19 protein-coding genes are annotated in these 20494 nt (G+C 67.6%); 12 read left to right on the forward strand and 7 right to left on the reverse strand.

The genetic code is table 11. The features are described from left to right. Nucleotides 1-32: 32 nt before the first annotated feature. From ACZ75I_RS08900 to ACZ75I_RS08915, 4 genes are all read left to right on the forward strand, one after another. The gene (locus ACZ75I_RS08900; protein WP_180870823.1) at nucleotides 33-1181 is read left to right on the forward strand and encodes an efflux RND transporter periplasmic adaptor subunit; all 1149 of its coding nucleotides are present in this window, start codon (nucleotides 33-35) and stop codon (nucleotides 1179-1181) included. A gap of 36 nt (nucleotides 1182-1217) precedes the next feature. Further along, nucleotides 1218-4367, forward strand: a complete 3150-nt coding sequence (locus tag ACZ75I_RS08905; RefSeq protein WP_346476407.1) for a multidrug efflux RND transporter permease subunit — start codon at nucleotides 1218-1220, stop codon at nucleotides 4365-4367. After that, nucleotides 4348-4740 carry a nuclear transport factor 2 family protein gene (locus ACZ75I_RS08910; protein ID WP_061479260.1) on the forward strand — a complete coding sequence of 131 codons (393 nt, stop codon included), beginning with the start codon at nucleotides 4348-4350 and terminating at the stop codon, nucleotides 4738-4740. The genes ACZ75I_RS08905 and ACZ75I_RS08910 overlap by 20 nt, the downstream gene beginning before the upstream one ends. A gap of 83 nt (nucleotides 4741-4823) precedes the next feature. Continuing rightward, nucleotides 4824-5516: a COG3650 family protein gene (locus ACZ75I_RS08915; protein ID WP_180870819.1), complete on the forward strand. Its 693-nt coding sequence runs from the start codon at nucleotides 4824-4826 to the stop codon at nucleotides 5514-5516. Nucleotides 5517-5680: 164 nt separating this feature from the next. Here the strand turns inward: ACZ75I_RS08915 and yeiP are convergent, their stop codons facing one another. From yeiP to ACZ75I_RS08940, 5 genes are all read right to left on the reverse strand, one after another. Next, nucleotides 5681-6247 (reverse strand): elongation factor P-like protein YeiP, encoded by a 567-nt coding sequence (gene yeiP / locus ACZ75I_RS08920; protein WP_005409468.1) that lies wholly within the window; start codon nucleotides 6245-6247, stop codon nucleotides 5681-5683. 49 nt (nucleotides 6248-6296) lie between these two features. Further along, a complete protein-coding gene (locus ACZ75I_RS08925) occupies nucleotides 6297-7067 on the reverse strand; it encodes an SDR family oxidoreductase (RefSeq protein ID WP_180870817.1) in 771 nt (256 codons plus the stop codon). Nucleotides 7068-7167: 100 nt separating this feature from the next. Continuing rightward, nucleotides 7168-8064, reverse strand: a complete 897-nt coding sequence (locus ACZ75I_RS08930) for a hydroxymethylglutaryl-CoA lyase (protein WP_180870815.1) — start codon at nucleotides 8062-8064, stop codon at nucleotides 7168-7170. Next, nucleotides 8061-8462, reverse strand: coding sequence for a VOC family protein (locus tag ACZ75I_RS08935; protein ID WP_072169000.1), 402 nt, complete (start codon nucleotides 8460-8462; stop codon nucleotides 8061-8063). The genes ACZ75I_RS08930 and ACZ75I_RS08935 overlap by 4 nt, the downstream gene beginning before the upstream one ends. Before the next feature lie 2 nt (nucleotides 8463-8464). Continuing rightward, nucleotides 8465-9253 carry an enoyl-CoA hydratase/isomerase family protein gene (locus ACZ75I_RS08940; protein WP_061479265.1) on the reverse strand — a complete coding sequence of 263 codons (789 nt, stop codon included), beginning with the start codon at nucleotides 9251-9253 and terminating at the stop codon, nucleotides 8465-8467. A 119-nt stretch (nucleotides 9254-9372) separates the two neighbouring features. On the opposite strand from ACZ75I_RS08940, the gene ACZ75I_RS08945 reads away from it, so the two are divergent. From ACZ75I_RS08945 to ACZ75I_RS08955, 3 genes are read left to right on the forward strand one after another with little or no spacing between them, the layout of a single operon-like run. Beyond that, the gene (locus tag ACZ75I_RS08945; RefSeq protein ID WP_049464336.1) at nucleotides 9373-9627 is read left to right on the forward strand and encodes a FeoA family protein; all 255 of its coding nucleotides are present in this window, start codon (nucleotides 9373-9375) and stop codon (nucleotides 9625-9627) included. Next, nucleotides 9624-11489 (forward strand): ferrous iron transporter B, encoded by a 1866-nt coding sequence (feoB, locus tag ACZ75I_RS08950; protein ID WP_138953578.1) that lies wholly within the window; start codon nucleotides 9624-9626, stop codon nucleotides 11487-11489. Before ACZ75I_RS08945 ends, feoB begins: the two co-directional genes overlap by 4 nt. Continuing rightward, nucleotides 11489-11734: a DUF6587 family protein gene (locus ACZ75I_RS08955; RefSeq protein WP_346476404.1), complete on the forward strand. Its 246-nt coding sequence runs from the start codon at nucleotides 11489-11491 to the stop codon at nucleotides 11732-11734. Before feoB ends, ACZ75I_RS08955 begins: the two co-directional genes overlap by 1 nt. Before the next feature lie 67 nt (nucleotides 11735-11801). Here the strand turns inward: ACZ75I_RS08955 and ACZ75I_RS08960 are convergent, their stop codons facing one another. After that, complete coding sequence (locus ACZ75I_RS08960; protein ID WP_072168998.1) at nucleotides 11802-12263, reverse strand: DUF4304 domain-containing protein; 462 nt, start codon at nucleotides 12261-12263, stop codon at nucleotides 11802-11804. A gap of 191 nt (nucleotides 12264-12454) precedes the next feature. Between ACZ75I_RS08960 and ACZ75I_RS08965 the strand changes: the two genes are divergently transcribed. The 5 genes from ACZ75I_RS08965 to ACZ75I_RS08985 all read left to right on the forward strand — a co-directional run bounded on the left by ACZ75I_RS08965 (nucleotide 12455) and on the right by ACZ75I_RS08985 (nucleotide 19348). Further along, nucleotides 12455-13126 carry a 4-hydroxy-tetrahydrodipicolinate reductase gene (locus ACZ75I_RS08965; RefSeq protein WP_346476403.1) on the forward strand — a complete coding sequence of 224 codons (672 nt, stop codon included), beginning with the start codon at nucleotides 12455-12457 and terminating at the stop codon, nucleotides 13124-13126. Nucleotides 13127-13433: 307 nt separating this feature from the next. Next, on the forward strand, nucleotides 13434-14561 hold the full coding sequence (carA, locus tag ACZ75I_RS08970; protein WP_061479270.1) for a glutamine-hydrolyzing carbamoyl-phosphate synthase small subunit: 1128 nt from the start codon (nucleotides 13434-13436) through the stop codon (nucleotides 14559-14561). A gap of 149 nt (nucleotides 14562-14710) precedes the next feature. Next, entirely contained in the window at nucleotides 14711-17953 is a 3243-nt protein-coding gene (carB, locus tag ACZ75I_RS08975; protein WP_472958996.1) for a carbamoyl-phosphate synthase large subunit, read from the forward strand. A gap of 8 nt (nucleotides 17954-17961) precedes the next feature. Beyond that, complete coding sequence (gene greA, locus ACZ75I_RS08980) at nucleotides 17962-18426, forward strand: transcription elongation factor GreA (RefSeq protein WP_181453298.1); 465 nt, start codon at nucleotides 17962-17964, stop codon at nucleotides 18424-18426. 4 nt (nucleotides 18427-18430) lie between these two features. Next, nucleotides 18431-19348 carry a phosphoglycerate mutase gene (locus ACZ75I_RS08985; protein ID WP_180870800.1) on the forward strand — a complete coding sequence of 306 codons (918 nt, stop codon included), beginning with the start codon at nucleotides 18431-18433 and terminating at the stop codon, nucleotides 19346-19348. 99 nt (nucleotides 19349-19447) lie between these two features. Here the strand turns inward: ACZ75I_RS08985 and ACZ75I_RS08990 are convergent, their stop codons facing one another. Then, nucleotides 19448-20488, reverse strand: coding sequence for a DUF1176 domain-containing protein (locus tag ACZ75I_RS08990; RefSeq protein ID WP_180870798.1), 1041 nt, complete (start codon nucleotides 20486-20488; stop codon nucleotides 19448-19450). Nucleotides 20489-20494: the final 6 nt, after the last annotated feature.

The following is a 20494-nucleotide window of genomic DNA, read 5'->3' on the forward strand; positions in this document are numbered from 1 at the left end:
TATCCGCCGCCTGCGCGGCATTGTGCACAGCAATGAGAACCTTCAGGACACCGGTCGCGTTGATCGCGGCCCTCGCCCTGGCCATGACGGCCTGCTCCACCCCCGAAGCCACTCCCGAAGCCGCACCGCGTGTCAGCGTGGTCACCGTCGGCCCGCAGGTGGTGCAGCGTGACGACGAACTGCCCGGCCGCGTGGCCGCCGTGCGCACCGCGCAGATCCGTGCGCAGGTGGGCGGCATCGTGCAGCGCCGGCTGTTCGACCAGGGGGCCGAAGTGAGCGCCGGCCAGGCCCTGTTCCAGATCGACCCGGCCGCGTTCCGGGCCGATGTCGATTCGGCACTGGCTGCCCTGCAGCGCAGTGAGGCCGCGCTTGGCCGCAGCCGCGTGCAGTCGCAGCGCCTGCATGCGCTGGCCGCCGCGCAGGCGGTCAGCCAACAGCATCGCGACGACGCCAGCGCCGAGTACGAACAGGCCCGCGCCGCGGTCAACGAAGCGCGCGCGATCCTGTCCCGTCGCCAGCTCGATCTGCGTTACGCGACGGTCAGTGCACCCATTGCTGGCCGTATCGACCAGGCGCTGGTGACCGAAGGTGCGCTGGTCGGCGCGGCCGATGCCGAGCCGATGGCGGTGGTGCAGCAGATCGACCAGGTCTACGTCGATGTGCGCCAACCGGCGGCGCAGCTGGAGTCTCTGCAGCGCAGTGCTGCCGGTGGCGGCGAGCTGCCGGTGACGATCATCGGTGCCAGCGGCAAGCCACTGCCCGAACGCGGCCAGCTGCTGTTCTCCGGCATCAATGTCGATGCGCGAACCGGTGATGTCATCCTGCGCATCCTGGTCGACAACCCGCAGCGGCAGCTGCTGCCCGGCATGTACGTGCGCGCGAGGGTGCCACGTGGCGCGCCCGCCAGTGCATTGACCGTGCCACAGCAGGCGGTGCTGCGCAGCGCCGGTGGCCAGGCCTATGCCTGGGTGATCGGCGCCGACGGCAAGGCGGTGATCCGCACGCTGGAAGTGGACGGCAGTGTCGCTCGCCAGTGGCTGGTGCGCACGGGCCTGAAGGCCGGCGAGAAGGTGGTGGTCGAAGGCCAGGAGCGCCTGCAGGAAGGCGTGGTGGTCGATGCGCGCGACTGGCAGATGCCGGTCGCCAGCGCCGGTGCAGTGCAGGCCGGCAGCAAGGGCTGAGCCTTTCCGGGGCCGGTCCCTCCAGGGAAATCCAACATGGCACGTTTCTTCATCGATCGCCCGGTGTTCGCCTGGGTGCTGGCGATCTTCATCATCCTGGCCGGCGTGCTGGCGATCCCGCGGCTGGCGGTGGAGCGCTATCCAGCAGTCGCCCCGCCCAGCGTCAGCATCTATGCCAGCTACCCGGGTGCCAGCCCGCAGACGCTGAATGATGCCGTGGTTGGCCTGATCGAGCGCGAGCTGTCCAGCGTCAAGCACCTGCTGTACTTCGAGTCGTCGGTGGACACGTCCGGCGAAGCGTCAATCACTGCCACCTTCAAGCCCGGCACCAATCCGGAGCTGGCGCAGGTGGACGTGCAGAACCGGATCAAGGCGATCGAACCGCGGCTGCCGCGCAGCGTGCGCCAGAACGGCCTGTTCGTGGAGGCCGCTGATTCCGGCTTCCTGATGCTGGTCGGCCTGCGTTCGCCCGATGCCAGCGTCAGCGAGGCCGCGCTGGGCGATTTCATGGCGCGCAACATCATCGAAGAGCTGCGCCGTATCGATGGCGTCGGCCGCGTGCAGTTGTTCGGTGCCGAGCAGGCGATGCGCGTGTGGCTGGACCCGACCCGGTTGACCGGCTACGGCCTGACCATGGGCGATGTGGCAACCGCAATCGAGCAGCAGAACCTGGAGATTTCGCCAGGACGCATTGGTGATTCGCCGGGTGTTCCAGGCCAGCGCATCACCGTGCCGCTCAGTGCCGACGGCCAGTTGTCCACGCCGGAACAGTTCGCGGCGATCGTACTGCGTGCCGGCGCCGACGGTTCACGGGTGGTGCTGGGTGATGTCGCCCGCGTCGAGCTGGGCGCGCAGAGCTATGCCTGGGGCACCCGCGAGGACGGCCATCCAGCCACCGCCGCCGGCGTGCAGCTGCGCCCGGGCGCGAACGCGGTGCGTACCGCCGCGGCGGTCCGTGAGCGCATGGCTGAGCTGGCGCCGCTGCTGCCACGCGGGGTGGAAGCGAGCATCCCGTTCGACACCGCGCCGTTCGTGAAGATCTCGATCCAGAAGGTAGTGCAGACCCTGCTGGAGGCGATGCTGCTGGTGTTCGCGGTGATGTACCTGTTCCTGCAGAACTGGCGTTACACGCTGATCCCGGCGCTGGTCGCACCGATCGCGCTGCTGGGTACGTTCGCGGTGATGCTGGCGCTGGGCTTCTCGATCAACGTGCTGACCATGTTCGGCATGGTGCTGGCGATCGGCATCATCGTCGACGACGCGATCGTGGTGGTCGAGGGCGTGGAACGGATCATGGCCGAGGAGGGCCTGCCGCCGCGCGAGGCCACCATCAAGGCGATGCGTGAACTGACCGGCGCAGTGATCGGCATTACCCTGGTGCTGACCGCGGTGTTCATCCCGATGGCGTTCGCCAGCGGTTCGGTGGGCGCGATCTACCGTCAGTTCACCGTGGCGATGGCAGTGTCGATCCTGTTCTCGGCGCTGCTGGCCCTGAGCCTGACGCCGGCGCTGTGCGCGACCCTGCTGCGCCAGGCCAACCACGGCCATCACGGTCGCGGCGGGCTGTTCGGCGCCTTCAACCGGGGCTTCGAGCGGATGACCGGGCATTACCAGCGTGGTGTGGCGACGGTGCTGCAGCGGAGCGGGCGGGTGATGGGCGTGTTCGCCGCACTGGTGGCGGCGTTGCTGCTGGGCCTGCACTGGCTGCCGGGCGCATTCCTGCCGGAAGAAGACCAGGGCTATTTCATGACCTCGATCCAGCTGCCGGCCGAGGCGACGGCCGAGCGTACGCTGGCCGTGGTCGAAGCCTACGAACGGCACGTGGCCTCGCGTCCGGGCATCGGCTCCAACCAGTCGATCCTCGGCTACAGCTTTTCCGGTTCCGGCCCGAGTGCGGCGCTGACCTACACCATGCTGAAGGACTGGGGTGAGCGCGCAGGCGCAACCGCGGCCGGTGAGGTGGAGGCCGCGCAGCAGGCGATGGCCACGATTGCCGAGGGCGAGGTGATGAGCGTGATGCCGCCGGCCATCGACAGCCTGGGACGTTCGTCCGGCTTCTCGCTGGCGCTGCAGGCGCGCACCGGGCAGGGCCAGGCCGAACTGCGCGCGGCCCTGCAGCAGCTGCTGAAGCTGGCCGAAGCCAGCCCGCTGCTGTCGGAGGTGCATGCCGATGGCCTGCCGGCCGGCACCAGCGTGCGGCTGGACATCGACCGGGCCAAGGCCGAGGCAATGGGCGTGGGCTTCGAGCACATCAGCAGCACGCTGTCGGCGGCCATGGGCTCGCAGTACGTCAACGACTTCCCCAACAAGGGACGGCTGCAGCAGGTGATCCTGCAGGCCGATGCGCCGCACCGGATGGAGCTGGAAGACGTGCTGAAGCTGTACGTGCGCAACAGCGAGGGCGGCATGGTGGCGTTGTCCGAGCTGGTCACCCCGCACTGGACCGAAGCGCCGTTGCAGCTGCAACGCTATCTTGGTTTCCCCGCGCTGAACCTGTCCGGCGCCCCGGCCTCTGGCGTGTCCACCGGCCAGGCCATGGCGGAGATGGAGCGGTTGGCCGCAAAGCTGCCGTCCGGCTTCGCCCTGCAGTGGACCAGCCAGTCGCTGCAGGAGCGTGAGTCGGGGGCGCAGGCGCCGTGGCTGCTGTTGTTGTCGATGCTGGTGGTGTTCCTGGTGCTTGCCGCGCTGTACGAGAGCTGGTCGATTCCGTTGGCGGTGCTGCTGGTGGTGCCACTGGGCCTGCTCGGCGCGGTCGCCGCGGTGCTGTTGCGCGGCATGCCCAACGACGTGTTCTTCAAGGTCGGCATGATCACCGTGATCGGGCTGTCGGCGAAGAACGCGATCCTCATCATCGAATTCGCGCGCCAGCTGCAGCAGCAGGGGCGCGGTTTGGTTGAAGCAGTGCTGGAGGCGGCGCGGCTGCGCCTGCGCCCGATCGTGATGACCTCGCTGGCGTTCGCGCTGGGCGTGGTGCCGCTGATGCTGGCGCAGGGCGCGTCGAAGGAAACCCAGCAGGCGATTGGAACCGGTGTGTTCGGCGGCATGGTCAGTGCGACCGTGCTGGCGGTGTTCTTCGTGCCGGTCTTCTATGTAGTGGTGCAGGGCGCGCGGCAGTGGATCGCGCAGCGCCTGCGCAGGCGCCGGCCGATGCCGGGAGGAACCGTGGATGGAACGAAACATCGTTGAAGATCTGCATGAGCAGCAGTTGCTGGCGCTGGAACAGCGCCTGTGCGCAGCGCTGCTGGAGAACAATCACGATGCGTTGAACGCGCTGGTATCGCCGGCCCTGTTCCTGATGGACGGCCACGGTGGCCGCATGCTCGATCTGCCGTGGCTGGGTGATTGGTTGGCCGGAGACCTGCAGGTACGAAGCCTGCAGCTGCACGCGGTGGAAACGCTGCTGTGTGGCCGTCTGGCGTTGCTGTCCAGCGACGTGCGGATGTCGGTGTGGCGGCAGGGCCGGGAGCGCGAACTGAAGCTGCGCCTGTTGCGGGTCTGGACCTGCAGTTCCGGCGGCAGTGGCGCGCAGCTGCTGTCGATGGCGGTGCTGGCCGCATGAGTGCGGTCAGGCCGTTTTCAGGCCCCGCTCACCCCGAGGTGGTAGGGTCGAGCATTCCTGTAGTGTCGACAAGGAGTCGAGCCATGCGTGTAGTCCCCAGTCTGTTGGCAGCCTCCCTGGGGTTGGTCCTGGCCGCGTGCCAGCCGGCCCAGGCACCCGCGGCGGGCAGCAATGACGCCTCGCCTGCCACGCCGCAGCCGAGCGCCAACACGGAAGGTGGCAGCGAGACCGCCTACCAGTGTGGTGATCTGAGTGTGGTCGCGACATTCAATGGCGAGGATGCTGCCACGCTGGTAATCGGCGAGCGTCGCTTCGCCATGACCTCCGAGCGCGCGGCATCGGGCGCCAAATACAACGATGGCCTTGGCAACAGCTTCTGGACCAAGGGCAGCGATGATGGCCTGCTGAGCCTGAAGGGCGAGCCGGATCGCGAGTGCCATGCGGTGGAAGCTGCCGAAGGCGATGGCAGCGCCGGCAATGCCGCGTTCCGTGCCACCGGCAATGAACCCGGATGGCTTGCAGTCGTCGATGGCGATATGCCGGGCCTGCAGGTGGAAGTTGACTACGGCGAGCGCCGCTTTGACGTGGCCAAGCCCACCCAGGGCGCTGATGGATGGAGCGGGAAGGCGTCCGACGGCACCGACGTCAAGCTCAGCTTCCAGCGCACCACCTGCCAGGATGACATGAGCGGCGAGGCATTCGAGGCCAAGGCGATGCTGACCGTCGGTACCCGCCAGTACCACGGCTGCGGCAATTTCGGCGCGAAGCAGCCGTAGGCCCTCTGTAGAGCCGAGCCCACGCTCGGCTGCGTTGTGCTCTGCACAGGCACTGCAGCCGAGCGCGGGCTCGGCTCTACACAACTGCTGTCAGCGATGCGCTGCTTGCTGCCTGCGGCGAACTTGCCGCAGGCAGTGATCGGCAGGCGATCGGCGCAGGATGCTTAGTCGGCACGGCCGGCGAATTCGCCGGTGGCGGTGTTCACCAGCACGCGCTCGCCGTTGACGATGTACTCCGGCACCATGATCTCGATGCCGGTGTTGAGCTTGGCCGGCTTCGGGCGCTTGGTGGCGGTGCCACCCTTCAGTTCCGGCGGCGTCTCGATCACTTCCAGCACCACGGAGGCCGGCAGCTGGATCGCCACCGGCTGCTCGTCGATCACCTGCACGTAGATGCCGGTCAGGCCGTCGGTGATGTAACCGGCGTCATCGCCGATCACGTCCGCGTCCAGGGTGTACGGGGTGTAGTCCTCGTCATCGAGGAACACGAAGGCATCGCCGTCCTTGTACGAATAGGTGGACTGGCGGCGCAGCAGTTCGACCTCGACCAGGTTGTCGTCGGCATCGAAGCTGGCGTCGAGCTTGTTGCCGCCCGGCACGCTGTACATGATGAAGCGGAAGCGGACGTTGCCGCCGCGACCCTGCGGCGAGCTGCGCTCGATGTCGCGGATCTGGTACACGCCGTTGTTGTACTCGACGACGTTGCCCTTCTTGATGTCGTTGGCTTTCATGGTGATCTAGGTCGTTGGGGGAGGGCGCCGTCCCGGCGCCCGTGGGGAATCACTTCGGAGCGAGGCGGGTAGCGCCGTCCAGGCGGATGGTCTCGCCGTTGAGGTAGGTGTTGCCGAGGATGAAGCCGACCAGGCTGGCGAAGTCTTCCGGCTTGCCCAGGCGCGACGGGAACGGAATCGAGGCGGCCAGCGACTGCTGCACGGCTTCGGGCATGCCGTCCACCATCGGCGTCCAAAACACGCCGGGAGCAATCGTATTGACGCGGATGCCGAAGCGCGACAGTTCGCGTGCCATCGGCAGCGTCATCGACACCACGCCGCCCTTGCTGGCGGCATAGGCGGCCTGTCCGATCTGGCCTTCATAGGCGGCGATGCTGGCGGTGTTGATGATCACCCCGCGCTCGCCATCGATGCCGGCCTCGTTGTGCTGCATGCGGTTGGCCGCGGCCTTGGCCACGTTGAAGCTGCCGACCAGGTTGACCATCACCGTGCCCTGGAAGCCGGCCAGCGGCATCGGGCCTTCCTTGCCCAGCACGCGGCCGGCGCCGAGGATGCCGGCGCAGTTCATCGCCACGTTCAGGCCGCCGAGGAAATCGTGGGCCTGGTCGATGGCCGCAGCCACGGCGGCCTCATCGCTGACGTTGACGTTGAAATAGCGGGCGTTGTCGGCACCCAGATCGGCAACGGCGGCGGCGCCCTTGGCGTCGTTGAGGTCGAACAGGGCCACCTTGCCGCCCTGGGCGACGAGGTGCTGGGCCACGGCCAGGCCGAGGCCGGAGACGCCGCCAGTGATCACGGCACGTACGGAAGACAGCTGCATTGAACGGTCCTGCAGGTTCGAGAACCGCCGATTCTAACGGAAGCTGCGACCGTCGCTGTTGTGCACTGCGCCGCCGCAGCAGGGCGGCGCAGTGCGGCGGTCAACCTGCGGCGGCCAGCGCCTGCCCGGTGCGGCTGGCGGTAGCGCGACCGAGCAGGCCGGCCAGCCAGCGGCCGGTCTCGGCCAGTGCCGGCAGGTCCACGCCGCTGTCCAGGCCCAGGCCCTGCAGCAGATAGACCACGTCCTCGCTGGCGACGTTGCCGCTGGCGCCCTTCGCATACGGGCAGCCACCGGCGCCGGAGACGGCACTGTCGACCACGCGCACGCCTTCTTCCAGGCAGGTGGCGATGTTGGCGATGGCCTGGCCGTAGGTGTCGTGGAAGTGCACGGCCAATGCGTCCATCGGAATCTCGGCCGCCACCGCCTGCAGCATCGCCCGTGCCTTGCGCGGGGTGCCGACGCCGATGGTGTCGCCCAGCGAGATTTCGTAACAGCCCATCTGGTGCAGCGCGCGCGCCACGCGCACCACGTCGGCCAGCGGGACCTCGCCCTGGTAGGGGCAGCCGAGCACGGTGGAGACGTAGCCGCGCACGCGCACGCCATCGGCGGCGGCGCGGCGCAGGATGGGCTCGAACCGGGCGAGCGACTCGTCGATGCCGGCATTGGTATTGGTGCGGTTGAACGCCTCGGACGCGGCAGTGAATACCGCCACCTCCTCGACGCCGACCGCACGGGCGCGGTCGTAGCCCTGTTCGTTCGGTACCAGCACCGGGTAGTGGACACCCGGCCTGCGCTGGATGCCGGCATAGACCTTGGCGGCGTCGGCCAGTTGCGGGATCCACTTCGGGCTGACGAAGCTGGTCGCCTCGATGCTGCGCAGGCCGGTGGCCGACAGGCGGTTGATCAGTTCGATCTTGTCGGCGGTGGACACCGACTGCTTTTCGTTCTGCAGGCCGTCACGCGGGCCGACCTCGACGATGCGGACGTAATCGCTCATGCGGCTGCCCCATCGGCGGGGCGGTGGCAGACCGCTTCGATGTTGTTGCCGTCCGGGTCGAGCACGAAGGCCGCGTAGTAATCCGGGTGATACCACGGGCGCAGGCCCGGCGCGCCGTTGTCGCGGCCGCCGGCGGCGAGCGCGGCGGCATGGAAGGCATCCACCTGCGCACGGCTGGCGCAGGCGAAGGCCACGTGTACGCCGTGACTGGCGGTGCCGCCATTGCCGAGCCAGAAGAACGGCTTGCCGTCGCTGCCGAAGCCGACGTGGTCGTGGTCGCCGGTCTGTTCGGCGGTCACTTCCATCACCACGCCGATCTGCAGCGGCGCCAGTGCCTGCAGGAAGAAGGTCCTGCTGCGCGCCAGGTCGGCGCTGGTCAAACCAAGATGATCGAGCATGTTCAGGCTTCCGTGACCCAGTGGGGGGCGCGCTTGTCGAGGAAGGCGCCCAGGCCTTCCTGGCCCTCGGCGGAGACCCGCAGGCGCGCGATCAGGGCCGCATTATCGCGATCCAGTGCGTCGCGGTCATGGCTGTCGCGGACCTGCCGCACCAGCTGCTTGGCGGTGGACGAGGCGATCGGGCCGGCCTTGTCGAGCAGCGCCAGCTGGCGTTCGAGCGCCTCGTCCAGGCGCTCGGGTTCGACCAGTTGATGGACCAGGCCGATGCGCAGCGCGGTGTCGGCATCGAAGTGCTCGCCGGTGGCGAACCAGCGACGGGCCTGGCGCGGGCCGATGGCCTCGATCACGTAGGGCGAGATGACGGCGGGCAGCAGGCCCAGGCGGCTTTCGGTCAGGCCGAAGCGGGCCGCAGTGCTGGCGATGGCAATGTCGCAGCAGGCAACCAGGCCGACGCCGCCACCGAAGGCCGCGCCGTGGACCCGGGCCAGGGTCGGCTTGGGCAGCTCGTCCAGGGTGCGCATCAGCCGCGCCAGGGCAAGCGAGTCCTCGCGGTTGTCGGCCTCGCTGGCGGCGGCCATGCCGCGCATCCACTGCATGTCGGCACCGGCCGAGAAGGAAGCGCCGTGACCGGCGACCACCACGGCCCGGACCGAATCATCGCCGCCGGCGGCTTCCAGTGCGGCAGTCAGCCGGGCGATCAGGCTGGCGTCAAAGGCGTTGTGCAGCTCCGGCCGGTTCAGCCAGAGGGTGAGGACAGCGCCACGGCGCTCGATCTGCAAAGCATCGTTCATGGGATTCCAGGGTCACTCCATACCTGTATGGATCATAGCGGGCCATTGGTCATGGGCCATGACGCGACGCGGGAATGTTAGAATCGAGAACCATTTACATCCAGCAGAGAACACGCTAGATGACGCTGTCCGAACTGCCGCTGCACACCTCGGCCGTGGTCGAGTCCGTGCAGGACCTGCATGCCAACGATGCCATTGCCCGCCGCCTGCGCGAGCTGGGTTTCGTGAATGGCGAGGAAGTACGCCTGGTGGCCAAGGGCCCGGTGGGGGGCGAGCCGCTGCTGGTGCAGGTCGGGTTCACCCGGTTCGCGCTGCGGATCAGTGAAGCCAAGCGCGTCGTGGTCGACGCCGTCAGTCAGGAACGACGCGCATGACCGCCACTGTCTCCGCCTCACCGCTGCGCATCGCGCTGGTCGGCAACCCCAACAGCGGCAAGACCGCGCTGTTCAACCAGCTGACCGGCAGCCGGCAGAAGGTCGCCAACTACACCGGCGTCACCGTCGAGCGCAAGGAAGGCCGCCTGCGTGCGCCGTCCGGCCGCGAATTCGCCGTGCTCGACCTGCCGGGCGCCTACAGCCTGCATCCGGCCAGCCTGGACGAGGCGATCACCCGTGACCTGTGCCGGGGCTTCTACCCGGGCGAAGCTGCGCCGGACGTGCTGCTGTGCGTGATCGACGCCACCAACCTGCGCCTGCACCTGCGCTTCGCGCTGGAGCTGCGTGAGCTGGGCAAGCCGATGGTGGTCGCCCTGAACATGGTCGATGCGGCCCAGCGCCGTGGCATCCAGGTGGACGTGGCCGCGCTGGAGCGCGAGCTGGGCGTACCGGTGGTGGAGACCGTGGCGGTGCGCAAGCAGGGTGCCAAGGCCCTGGTCGAGCGCCTCGATGCGATGGTGCCGCACCTGGATGCGCCGGTGCCCGGCCCGGAAGGTGGCATCGACTACCACGCCAAGGTGCGCGAGATCCTGTCGGTCGCCGTGCGGATGCCGGCGCGGACCGCGAAGATCGACGACGCGCTGGACCGCTGGCTGCTGCACCCGGTGTTCGGGCTGATCAGCCTTGCAGTGGTGATGTTCCTGATCTTCCAGGCGGTGTACGCCTGGGCGACGCCGTTGATGGATGGCATCGAGGCTGGCTTCGCCTGGCTCGGTGCTCTCGTTGGCAGCGTGTTGCCGGAGGGTCCGCTGGCCAGCCTGCTGACCGACGGCATCATCGCCGGCGTCGGTGGCGTGGTGGTGTTCCTGCCGCAGATCCTGATCCTGTTCTTCTTCATCCTGGTGCTGGAGGAATCCGGCTACCTGCCACGTGCGGCGTTCCTGCTCGACCGCATGATGGCCGCCGCCGGCCTGTCCGGCCGCTCGTTCATCCCGCTGCTGTCCAGCTTCGCCTGCGCGGTGCCGGGCATCATGTCCACGCGCAGCATCCAGGACCCGCGTGACCGCCTGGCCACCATCCTGGTCGCACCGCTGATGACCTGCTCGGCGCGCCTGCCGGTGTACGCCCTGCTGATCGGTGCATTCATTCCGCAGAAGACGGTGTGGGGGGTATTCAACCAGCAGGGCCTGGTCCTGTTCGGCCTGTACGCCGCCGGCATCCTCAGTGCGCTGGCGATGTCGTGGATCATGAAGAAGTGGCGCCGCGACAAGAGCGAGCATCCGCTGATGCTGGAGCTGCCGTCGTACCGCCTGCCACATGTGCGTGACCTGGCGGTTGGCCTGTATGAGCGCGGCATGATCTTCCTCAAGCGTGTCGGTGGCATCATCCTGGCGCTGACCATCCTGCTGTGGGTGCTGCTGTCGTTCCCGGCGGCCCCGGCCGATGCCACGATGCCGGCCATCGACTACAGCTACGCCGGCCGGATCGGCCATGCGATGGCGGTGTTCTTCGCACCGCTGGGCTTCAACTGGCAGATCTGCATCGCGCTGATCCCGGGCCTGGCCGCGCGTGAGGTGGCGGTATCGTCGCTGGCCACCGTGTATGCGCTGTCGGCCGCCGATGACGATGCCGCCAGCCAGGCGCTGACCCCGTTGATCAGCGATGGCTGGTCGCTGGCCACGGCCCTGTCGCTGCTGGTCTGGTACATCTACGCCCCGATGTGCATCTCGACGCTGGCGACCATCAAGCGCGAGACCAACTCGTGGAAGCAGATGGGCTTTGCCGCGTTCTACCTGTTTGCCGCGGCTTACGTGGCCGCGCTGATCACCTACCAGGTGACCAAGGCGCTGGGAGGCGGCTGATGGATACCGGGCTGCTGATCCAGTACCTGATCATCGCGGTGGCCGTGCTGGTCAGTGCCTGGGTGGTGCTGAAGAAGCAGTTCCCGGGCACCGTGCGCACGCTGCGCGGGGCCTTGGCGCTGGCCCTGCTGAAGCCGGGTCGCGCGGCCTGGCTGCAGGCGCTGGGGCGGAAGATCGCGCCGCCGGCCAGCGGTGGTAACGGTGCCTGTGGGGGGTGCGACAGCTGCGGGCCGACCAAGAAGTAGCGTCCAGCCATGCTGGACCGCGGCTGTCCGGAGGGTGCGAACTTTCGACCCGCACGCTTTCCAGGGTTCAGACCTCTCTGCGGATGATCGCGCGGAAGTTCCCGTCCTGATTCAATCGCCGCACCGATTCGCGGTTTCCATGGGCTGCTGCGAAACCCGCCACGTCGGCCAGGGCATCGAGCAGCAGGGCCTTCAACGCGTCGCGGTTGCCGGCCTCCAGCAGATCTTCAAGGTCCTGCTGGATGAAGGTCCGGCGCAGGCCTGGCGTTTCTTCGATCCGCCAGTCGACATGGGGCGTGGGAATGCTGGAGCGGTACCGGAAAGCCGTTTCAAGATCGTCAGGCGCGAGGGGATATGCGAGCAGCTCTGGAAAGTAGAGTCCAGCATTCACATAGAAGCCCCGGCTTTCGCTGGCGCGCTGGTGATTAACGACAAGCAGGGCGGCATCCAGCAAGCGGTAGCGCGTGGTCGATGTCCCGGCATAACCGGTCTTCCTGGCGCATTTGCTGAAGACGGTCGAGGATTTCATGGGTTTTGACCGGGCTGAGGGAAGGGCCACAGACTTGAAGGGGAGCGTTGCCGCGTCCAGTGGCAAACCCGTCACCGCAGGGGCAAGCAGCATCGCAGCGATGGCGCTTGCCGGAGCGGGCGTGCTGCCGCTAGCCTGCAGGCATGAACCAGACTCCCCTGCGATTGCTCATTCACGGTGCCTCCGGGCGCATGGGCCAAGCCCTGCTGCGGCTGGCCGCCGAACATTCCGAAACCCTGCAGATCGTGGCCGCCGTGACCGGCCGCGCGCCGGCCCAGCGCGTAATCGACGGTGTGCCGTTCTTCGCGGCCAGCGAACTGCCCGGTGCGCCGGTGTTCGACGTGGCCATTGACTTCAGCCTGCCGGAGGGCTTCGACCCGCTGCTGGCGCTGTGCGTGGATCGCGGGGCAGGGCTGGTGTCGGGTACCACCGGTATTTCCAGCACGCAGCGCCAGGCGTTGGATGCGGCAGCGGCGAAGATCCCGCTGGTATGGGCCTCGAACTTCAGCCTGGGCGTGGCGGTACTGGACGAGCTGGTCGAGCGCGCGGCACAGGCGCTGGCTGGCTGGGACTGCGACATCGTCGAATCGCACCACACCCAGAAGAAGGACGCGCCATCGGGCACTGCACTGACCCTGGGCGCGGCCGCGCAGCGGGGCGGGGCGGAGCCGCATTACGCCAGCCTGCGCGCCGGCGACATCGTCGGCGAGCACCTGGTGCAGTTCACCGGGCTGGGCGAGCGCATCGAGCTGGTACACCGGGCCACCAACCGCGACATCTTCGCCCGCGGCGCCCTGTTCGCCGCCCGCCGGCTGCGGGGCCGGGCCCCGGGCAGCTACCGGGTGCGGGACCTGCTGGCTTAAGGCGGTAGTGCCGGCCGCTGGCCGGCAACCTTGGGTGACGGGACGCCATGGATTGCCGGCCAGCGGCCGGCACTACCGGGTAGCGGGTGCCGCATACCGAGCCGGATTGAAATGAATGCGCAATTGCCTGTTCATGAAGCGCGATAACCGCTGGCGCGAGCGCCCCGGCAGCGCTACAATTCGCACTCGCCGAATCACGAAAGCCGGACCGGTCCCAGACCGTACGTCCGCGCTTTTTTGCAACCGGATTTCCGTGAAGCGCAGGCGTGACTTCGGCAGCCCCCTCGGTAGCCAAAGTGAGATTCCCGTGACCCAAGCCGCAATCCTCGTCCTCGAAGACGGCACCGTATTCGAGGGCGAATCCGTAGGCGCGCCCGGCCTGTCCGTCGGTGAAGTGGTGTTCAACACCGCCATGACCGGCTATCAGGAAGTGTTGACCGACCCGTCCTACGCCCGGCAGATGGTCACGCTGACCTATCCGCATATCGGCAACACCGGCATGACCGACCAGGACGATGAAGCGTCCAAGGTGTGGTCGGCCGGCCTGATCGTGCGCGACGTTCCGCGCCGTCCCAGCAACTGGCGCAGCCAGGTGTCGCTGCAGGACTGGCTCATCCAGCGTGGCGTGGTCGCCATCGCCGGCATCGACACCCGCAAGCTGACCCGCATCCTGCGCGAGAAGGGCGCGCAGAACGGTGCGCTGATGGCCGGCGACATCGACGTGGAAAAGGCACTGGAAGCCGCCCGCAAGTTCCCGGGGCTGAAGGGCATGGATCTGGCCAAGGTCGTCACTACCGAGAAGACCTACACCTGGACCGAGGGCCAGCTGGACCTGGATGCCAACGCCTTCGTCAGCGTGCCGGCCCGGTTCAAGGTCGTGGCCTACGACTTCGGCGTGAAGACCAACATCCTGCGCATGCTGGCCGAGCGCGGTTGCGAAGTGACCGTGGTGCCGGCGCAGACCCCGGCCGCCGAAGTGCTGGCGCTGAAGCCGGACGGCGTGTTCCTGTCCAACGGCCCGGGTGACCCGGAACCGTGCGACTACGCCATCGAAGCGATCAGGACCTTCATCGACGTGAAGATCCCGACCTTCGGCATCTGCCTGGGCCACCAGCTGCTGGGCCTGGCCTCGGGCGCGCAGACCATGAAGATGGGCCACGGCCACCACGGTGCCAACCACCCGGTGCAGGACCTGGACAGCGGCCGGGTGATGATCACCTCGCAGAACCACGGTTTCGCGATCGACGAAGCAACCCTGCCGCCGACCCTGCGCGTGACCCACCGTTCGCTGTTCGACGGCACCAACCAGGGCGTCGCCCGCACCGACGTGCCGGCGTTCTCGTTCCAGGGCCACCCGGAAGCATCGCCGGGCCCGCACGACGTCGGTCCGCTGTTCGACCGTTTCGTGGCGCTGATGGAGCAGGCCAAGGCGTGATCAGTACGCCGCCGGCCCCCCGGTGGCGTCGCGATGGACCGTAAACCCCGCATCGCTGCTGCCACTGGCGCGGCGCTGCGGATCAAGATTCCTGATCGACAGCGTGCGATCACTCCCCCTTGTCACGCTGTACTGACTTAGAGAAGAAAATGCCCAAGCGCACTGACCTCAAGACCATCCTCATCATCGGTGCTGGCCCGATCGTCATCGGCCAGGCCTGCGAGTTCGACTACTCCGGTGCCCAGGCCTGCAAGGCCCTGCGTGACGAGGGTTACCGCGTGGTGCTGGTCAACAGCAACCCGGCCACGATCATGACCGACCCGGAGATGGCCGACGCCGTCTACATCGAGCCGATCAACTGGCAGACGGTCGAGAAGATCATCGCCAAGGAAAAGCCCGATGCGCTGCTGCCGACCATGGGTGGCCAGACCGCGCTGAACTGCGCGCTGGACCTGGCCGATAACGGCGTGCTGGAGAAGTACAACGTCGAGCTGATCGGCGCCAAGCGCGAAGCGATCCGCATGGCCGAAGACCGCGAGCTGTTCCGCGTGGCCATGGGTGAGATCGGCCTGGAGTGCCCGACCGCCGCCGTCGCCCACACCCTGGACGAAGCGCTGGAAATCCAGACCCGCGTCGGCTATCCGACCATCATCCGCCCCAGCTTCACCCTGGGCGGCAGCGGTGGCGGCATCGCCTACAACCGCGAAGAGCTGGTCGAGATCGTCAGCCGCGGCCTGGAGCTGTCGCCGACCACCGAAGTGCTGGTGGAAGAGTCGGTGCTGGGCTGGAAGGAATTCGAGATGGAAGTGGTCCGCGATACCGCGGACAACTGCATCATCGTCTGCTCGATCGAGAACCTGGACCCGATGGGCGTGCACACCGGTGACTCGATCACCGTGGCGCCGGCGCAGACCCTGACCGACAAGGAGTACCAGCGCCTGCGCGATGCCTCCATCGCCGTGCTGCGCAAGATCGGCGTCGATACCGGTGGCTCGAACGTGCAGTTCGGCATCAACCCGAAGACCGGCCGCGTGGTCGTCATCGAGATGAACCCGCGCGTGTCGCGTTCGTCGGCGCTGGCTTCCAAGGCCACCGGCTTCCCGATCGCCAAGGTCGCCGCCAAGCTGGCCGTGGGCTACACCCTGGACGAACTGAAGAACGAAATCACCGGCGGCCTGACCCCAGCCTCGTTCGAGCCGTCCATCGACTACGTCGTCACCAAGATCCCGCGCTTCGCCTTCGAGAAGTTCCCGGCCGCCGATGCCCGCCTGACCACCCAGATGAAGTCGGTGGGCGAGGTGATGGCGATGGGCCGCACCTTCCAGGAGTCGGTGCAGAAGGCCCTGCGTGGCTTGGAAACCGGCAAGGTCGGCTTCGACCCGACCGGTCTGGACCTGGGCAACGAAGACGACCTGCAGACCCTGCGTCGCGAGCTGAAGGCGCCGGGCCCGGAGCGCCTGTTCTATGTGGCCGATGCGTTCCGCGCCGGCATGAGCGTGGAAGAGATCTACGCACTGTCATTCATCGATCACTGGTTCCTGGACCAGATCGAGGAAATCATCGCGGCGGAAGGCGAAGTCGCCGCCGGTGGCATCGATGCGCTGGATGCCGCACGCCTGCGCAAGCTGAAGCGCGCTGGCTTCTCCGACGCGCGCCTGGCGCAGCTGACCGGCACCAACGAAGCCGCCATCCGCGCGCTGCGTCGTGCGCACAAGGTGCGCCCGGTCTACAAGCGCGTGGACTCCTGTGCCGGTGAATTCTCCACCGGTACCGCCTACCTGTACTCGACCTACGAGGACGAGTGCGAGGCCGCGCCGAGCAACCGCGACAAGATCATGATCCTGGGCGGTGGCCCGAACCGCATCGGCCAGGGCATCGAGTTCGACTACTGCTGCGTGCACGCGGCGCTGGCGCTGCGCGAGGATGGCTATGAAACCATCATGGTCAACTGCAACCCGGAAACCGTGTCGACCGACTACGACACCTCCGACCGCCTGTACTTCGAGCCGCTGACCCTGGAAGACGTGCTGGAGATCGTCGAACTGGAACAGCCGAAGGGCGTGATCGTGCAGTACGGCGGCCAGACCCCGCTGAAGCTGGCGCGCGCGCTGGAAGCCAACGGCGTGCCGGTGATCGGCACCAGCCCGGACTCGATCGACCTGGCCGAAGACCGCGAGCGCTTCCAGCAGCTGGTCGACAGGCTGGGGCTGAAGCAGCCGCCGAACCGCATCGCCCGCAATGATCAGGAAGCCCTGCTGCTGGCCCGCGAGATCGGCTACCCGCTGGTGGTGCGCCCGAGCTACGTGCTGGGCGGCCGTGCCATGGAAATCGTCTACGGCGAAGCCGACCTGGCCCGCTACGTGCGCGACGCGGTGAAGGTGTCCAACGATTCGCCGGTGCTGCTGGACCGCTTCCTCGACAACGCGGTGGAGTGCGATGTCGACATCATCGCCGATGCCCAGGGCAACGTCCTGATCGGCGGCGTAATGGAGCACATCGAAGAAGCCGGCGTGCACTCGGGCGATTCCTCGTGCTCGCTGCCGCCGTACTCGCTGTCGGCTGAAACCCAGGCCGAACTGCGCCGCCAGGTGGTGGAGCTGGCGAAGGCCCTGAACGTGGTCGGCCTGATGAACACCCAGTTCGCGATCCAGACCAGTGACGAGGGTGCCGACACCATCTATCTGCTGGAAGTGAACCCGCGTGCCTCGCGCACCGTGCCGTTCGTGTCCAAGGCCACCGGCATGCCGCTGGCGAAGATCGCTGCCCGTTGCATGGCGGGCAAGAGCCTGGCCGAGCAGGGCGCGACCAAGGAAATCGTGCCGGACTACTACTCGGTGAAGGAAGCGATCTTCCCGTTCGCCAAGTTCCAGGGCGTCGACCCGATCCTCGGGCCGGAGATGCGCTCCACCGGTGAGGTGATGGGCGTGGGCCGCACCTTCAACGCCGCCTTCGCGCGTGCGCAGGAAGCCGGTGGCATCAAGGCACCGCCGGTCGGCAAGGCCTTCGTTTCGGTGCGCGACCCGGACAAGAAGCGCGTGCTGCCGGTGGCCAAGGCGCTGCTGGCGCGTGGCTACAGCCTGATCGCGACCCGTGGCACCGCCGCGTGGCTGCAGCAGCACGGCATGGACTGCGAGATCATCAACAAGGTGGTGGAAGGCCGTCCGCACATCGTCGACTCGATCAAGAACGGCGAGATTGTCTACATCGTCAACACGACCGAAGGTCGCTCGGCGATCAACGACTCGTTCTCGATCCGTCGCGAGGCGCTGCAGCATCGCGTCACCTACTCGACCACCATTGCCGGCGCCAAGGCGCTGGTGGATTCACTGGAATTCCGCGGCACCGGCCCCGTCTGGTCGCTGCAGGAGCTGCACAAGGAGTTGAATGCATGAGAGCCCCGATCACGATGAAGGGCGCGCAGAAGCTGCGCGACGAACTGGATCACCTGAAGTCGGTCAAGCGCCCGAAGGTCATTGCGGCCATCGCCGAAGCGCGTGAGCACGGTGACCTGAAGGAGAATGCCGAGTACCACGCCGCGCGCGAGGAACAGGGCTTCATCGAAGGCCGCATCAAGCAGCTGGAGGGCGAGCTGTCGCACGCCGAGATCATCGACGTGAGCAAGCTCAATGCCGGCTCCAAGGTGGTGTTCGGCGCCAGCGTGACGCTGGCCGACGTGGAAACCGACGAAGAGAAGAAGTACCAGATCGTCGGCGACCTGGAAGCGGACATCAAGCAGGGCCTGATCGCGATTTCCTCACCAGTGGCGCGCGCGATGATCGGCAAGCTGGAAGGTGATTCGATTGTGATCGACGCCCCGGCCGGCCAACGCGAGTACGAGATCGTCAGCGTCAGCTACGTGGACTGACCACGTGGCGACGGCGACCCTGCTGTTGCCTGCTCGCAGCCGCTTTGCCGCGGCTGCGTTGCCGGACGATGTGGCACGTGCGCTCGGCCGTGCCACCACGGTGCAGGTCGCGCCAGGCGAACGCGCGCAGCTGACACGCCATTTCTCGGTTGCCGCGTCGCACTGGCCGGTGGCCGCGCTGACCCGTCAGCGCGACGTCGGCGATGCCGCCGGCGCCAGCTGGCTGCGTGCCGATCCGGCCTGCATGGTGCCGGACATGCATGGCGCGCGGATGATGGCCTACGGCGAAACGCTGCGGCCTACGCTGGCCGACAGCCTGGCGTTGCTGCCGGTGCTGCAGCCGCTGTTTGCAGATGCCGGCTTCGTGCTCGACGCACCCGATCCCTCGCGCTGGTACCTGCGGCTGCCGATCGACAGCGAGCTGCCGGACTTCGACAGCCCCGACGAGGTGCTGGGTGATGACCTGTTCTCGCACCTGCCGGAAGGCGAGGGCGGCCGCCGCTGGCGGGCGCTGATGACCGAGGCGCAGGTGCTGCTGCACAACCATTCCTGGAACCAGCAGCGCGCCGCGCAGGGACAACAGCCGATCAATTCGCTGTGGTTCTGGGGCGGTGGCGTGATGCCGGTGTCGGTCAGCACCCCACACGCGCAGGTGCGCAGCCGCGACGCGCTGCTGCAGGGCCTGGCCCTGGCGGCCGGTGTGGCCGTGGATGGCGAACAAGCGGTGGATGCACTGGTTGATCTGCGCCAGCTGCGTTCGCTGCAGCAGCTCGGCAACGATGCGATCCGGCCGCTGCTGGCCGCGCTCAAGCGTGGCGAACTGCAGCGGCTGGTGCTGGATTTCGAGGACGGCCTGCAGTTCCAGCTGGACCGTGGTCAGCGCTGGCAGTTCTGGAAGAAGCCGCGCCAGCTGCACGACTGACCGGGGTCGGATCCGTTTTCCATCGGAAAACGGCTCTGACCCCCCAGGGTTTGTCGGGGTTGCCGGCCAGCGGCCGGCACTACCGCAGATAGCGGCGCCTCAACGGACCTCGCTCACCACCGTTGGCAGCGTCCAGTGCCCGCCCGCGACGCCCCGGCACTGCCCGGTAGTGAACTCGCTGCTCTTTACGAATCGTGCGCCATCCCAGGCCCAGTCGTGGCCGGAGAAGCAGTCACCGATGCCGCGCCCACGGAAGCGCCCGCGCAGCGTCGCGTCATCGCGATCAAAGTCCTCCGCGTTGGAGGTCACGAACTTCGCTTGGTACGGCGCTTTGTCCTGCACCACCCAGTAGCCGCTGCTGAAGTTGTAGGCACCCACGAAGCAGCTGGTGCTTGCCAGCACATGCTGGGCGTCCAGTCGCTGGATCTCGATCTCATCTGTCCCGCCATCGCTCAGGCGGCCGCACTCATCCGGCTTCGGCAGGCTGGCGATCAGTGCCTTGCGCAGGCCCGGTGCTTTCGCCAGTGCCGCGTCCGAGGCGCGCGGTGCCACCAGTGTGCCGCGCATGATCACTGGCACCGGCAACGCCGCAGGTACGCTCGTTTCGGGCTTGTCGCCACGCCGCACCAGCGCCCCCGGCGTGTCCAGCCGGCCCTGGGCCTCGTCCATCTTCAGTAGTACGGCCGCCGCACCGCGGTCGGAGATCGGCCACGCCTTGCCCTCGCCGTCGATGATCTCGATGCGTGCCTGGCGCGGCAGTGCGGCGACCAGTGCATCGGTCTGTGCCTGCTGCAACAACACTTTGTCCCCGTCGCCGGTGTCGCGCACCGGGCCCAGGTCCTTGCCGTTCAGGTGCAGGCGCAGCGCCCCGGTCGGCGTCGGGCTTTCGCCATCCTCGCCATTGCGCAGCCGCGCGATCACCTTCGCACCCGGGCCGCCGGCGCGCTCCAGCATCAGGCTGAGCAGGTTGCCCGCAGCTTGCGGGCTGTAGCCAGCCGCGCGGCAGGTGCGGGTGTTGTCACAGGCCAGCGACCAGTCATTGTGTTCGAATTCGACCCCGGGCCTGAGCTCAGGCGTCGCGGAGTGGGCGGCCGAGGCCACGGTGAGTGCCATCAGCGCGGTCAGCAGGGTGCGGGTCATGGATGG

The organism is Stenotrophomonas sp. X (genome assembly GCF_055721025.1).

Excerpts from the sequence above, each read along its gene's own strand:
- ACZ75I_RS08900 (WP_180870823.1), top strand. The coding sequence starts at position 33 with ATGAGAACCTTCAGGACACCGGTCGCGTTGATCGCGGCCCTCGCCCTG.
- ACZ75I_RS08905 (WP_346476407.1), top strand. The coding sequence starts at position 1,218 with ATGGCACGTTTCTTCATCGATCGCCCGGTGTTCGCCTGGGTGCTGGCG.
- ACZ75I_RS08910 (WP_061479260.1), top strand. The coding sequence starts at position 4,348 with ATGGAACGAAACATCGTTGAAGATCTGCATGAGCAGCAGTTGCTGGCG.
- ACZ75I_RS08915 (WP_180870819.1), top strand. The coding sequence starts at position 4,824 with ATGCGTGTAGTCCCCAGTCTGTTGGCAGCCTCCCTGGGGTTGGTCCTG.
- yeiP (WP_005409468.1), bottom strand. The coding sequence starts at position 6,247 with ATGAAAGCCAACGACATCAAGAAGGGCAACGTCGTCGAGTACAACAAC.
- ACZ75I_RS08925 (WP_180870817.1), bottom strand. The coding sequence starts at position 7,067 with ATGCAGCTGTCTTCCGTACGTGCCGTGATCACTGGCGGCGTCTCCGGC.
- ACZ75I_RS08930 (WP_180870815.1), bottom strand. The coding sequence starts at position 8,064 with ATGAGCGATTACGTCCGCATCGTCGAGGTCGGCCCGCGTGACGGCCTG.
- ACZ75I_RS08935 (WP_072169000.1), bottom strand. The coding sequence starts at position 8,462 with ATGCTCGATCATCTTGGTTTGACCAGCGCCGACCTGGCGCGCAGCAGG.
- ACZ75I_RS08940 (WP_061479265.1), bottom strand. The coding sequence starts at position 9,253 with ATGAACGATGCTTTGCAGATCGAGCGCCGTGGCGCTGTCCTCACCCTC.
- ACZ75I_RS08945 (WP_049464336.1), top strand. The coding sequence starts at position 9,373 with ATGACGCTGTCCGAACTGCCGCTGCACACCTCGGCCGTGGTCGAGTCC.
- feoB (WP_138953578.1), top strand. The coding sequence starts at position 9,624 with ATGACCGCCACTGTCTCCGCCTCACCGCTGCGCATCGCGCTGGTCGGC.
- ACZ75I_RS08955 (WP_346476404.1), top strand. The coding sequence starts at position 11,489 with ATGGATACCGGGCTGCTGATCCAGTACCTGATCATCGCGGTGGCCGTG.
- ACZ75I_RS08960 (WP_072168998.1), bottom strand. The coding sequence starts at position 12,263 with ATGAAATCCTCGACCGTCTTCAGCAAATGCGCCAGGAAGACCGGTTAT.
- ACZ75I_RS08965 (WP_346476403.1), top strand. The coding sequence starts at position 12,455 with ATGGGCCAAGCCCTGCTGCGGCTGGCCGCCGAACATTCCGAAACCCTG.
- carB (WP_472958996.1), top strand. The coding sequence starts at position 14,711 with ATGCCCAAGCGCACTGACCTCAAGACCATCCTCATCATCGGTGCTGGC.
- ACZ75I_RS08990 (WP_180870798.1), bottom strand. The coding sequence starts at position 20,488 with ATGACCCGCACCCTGCTGACCGCGCTGATGGCACTCACCGTGGCCTCG.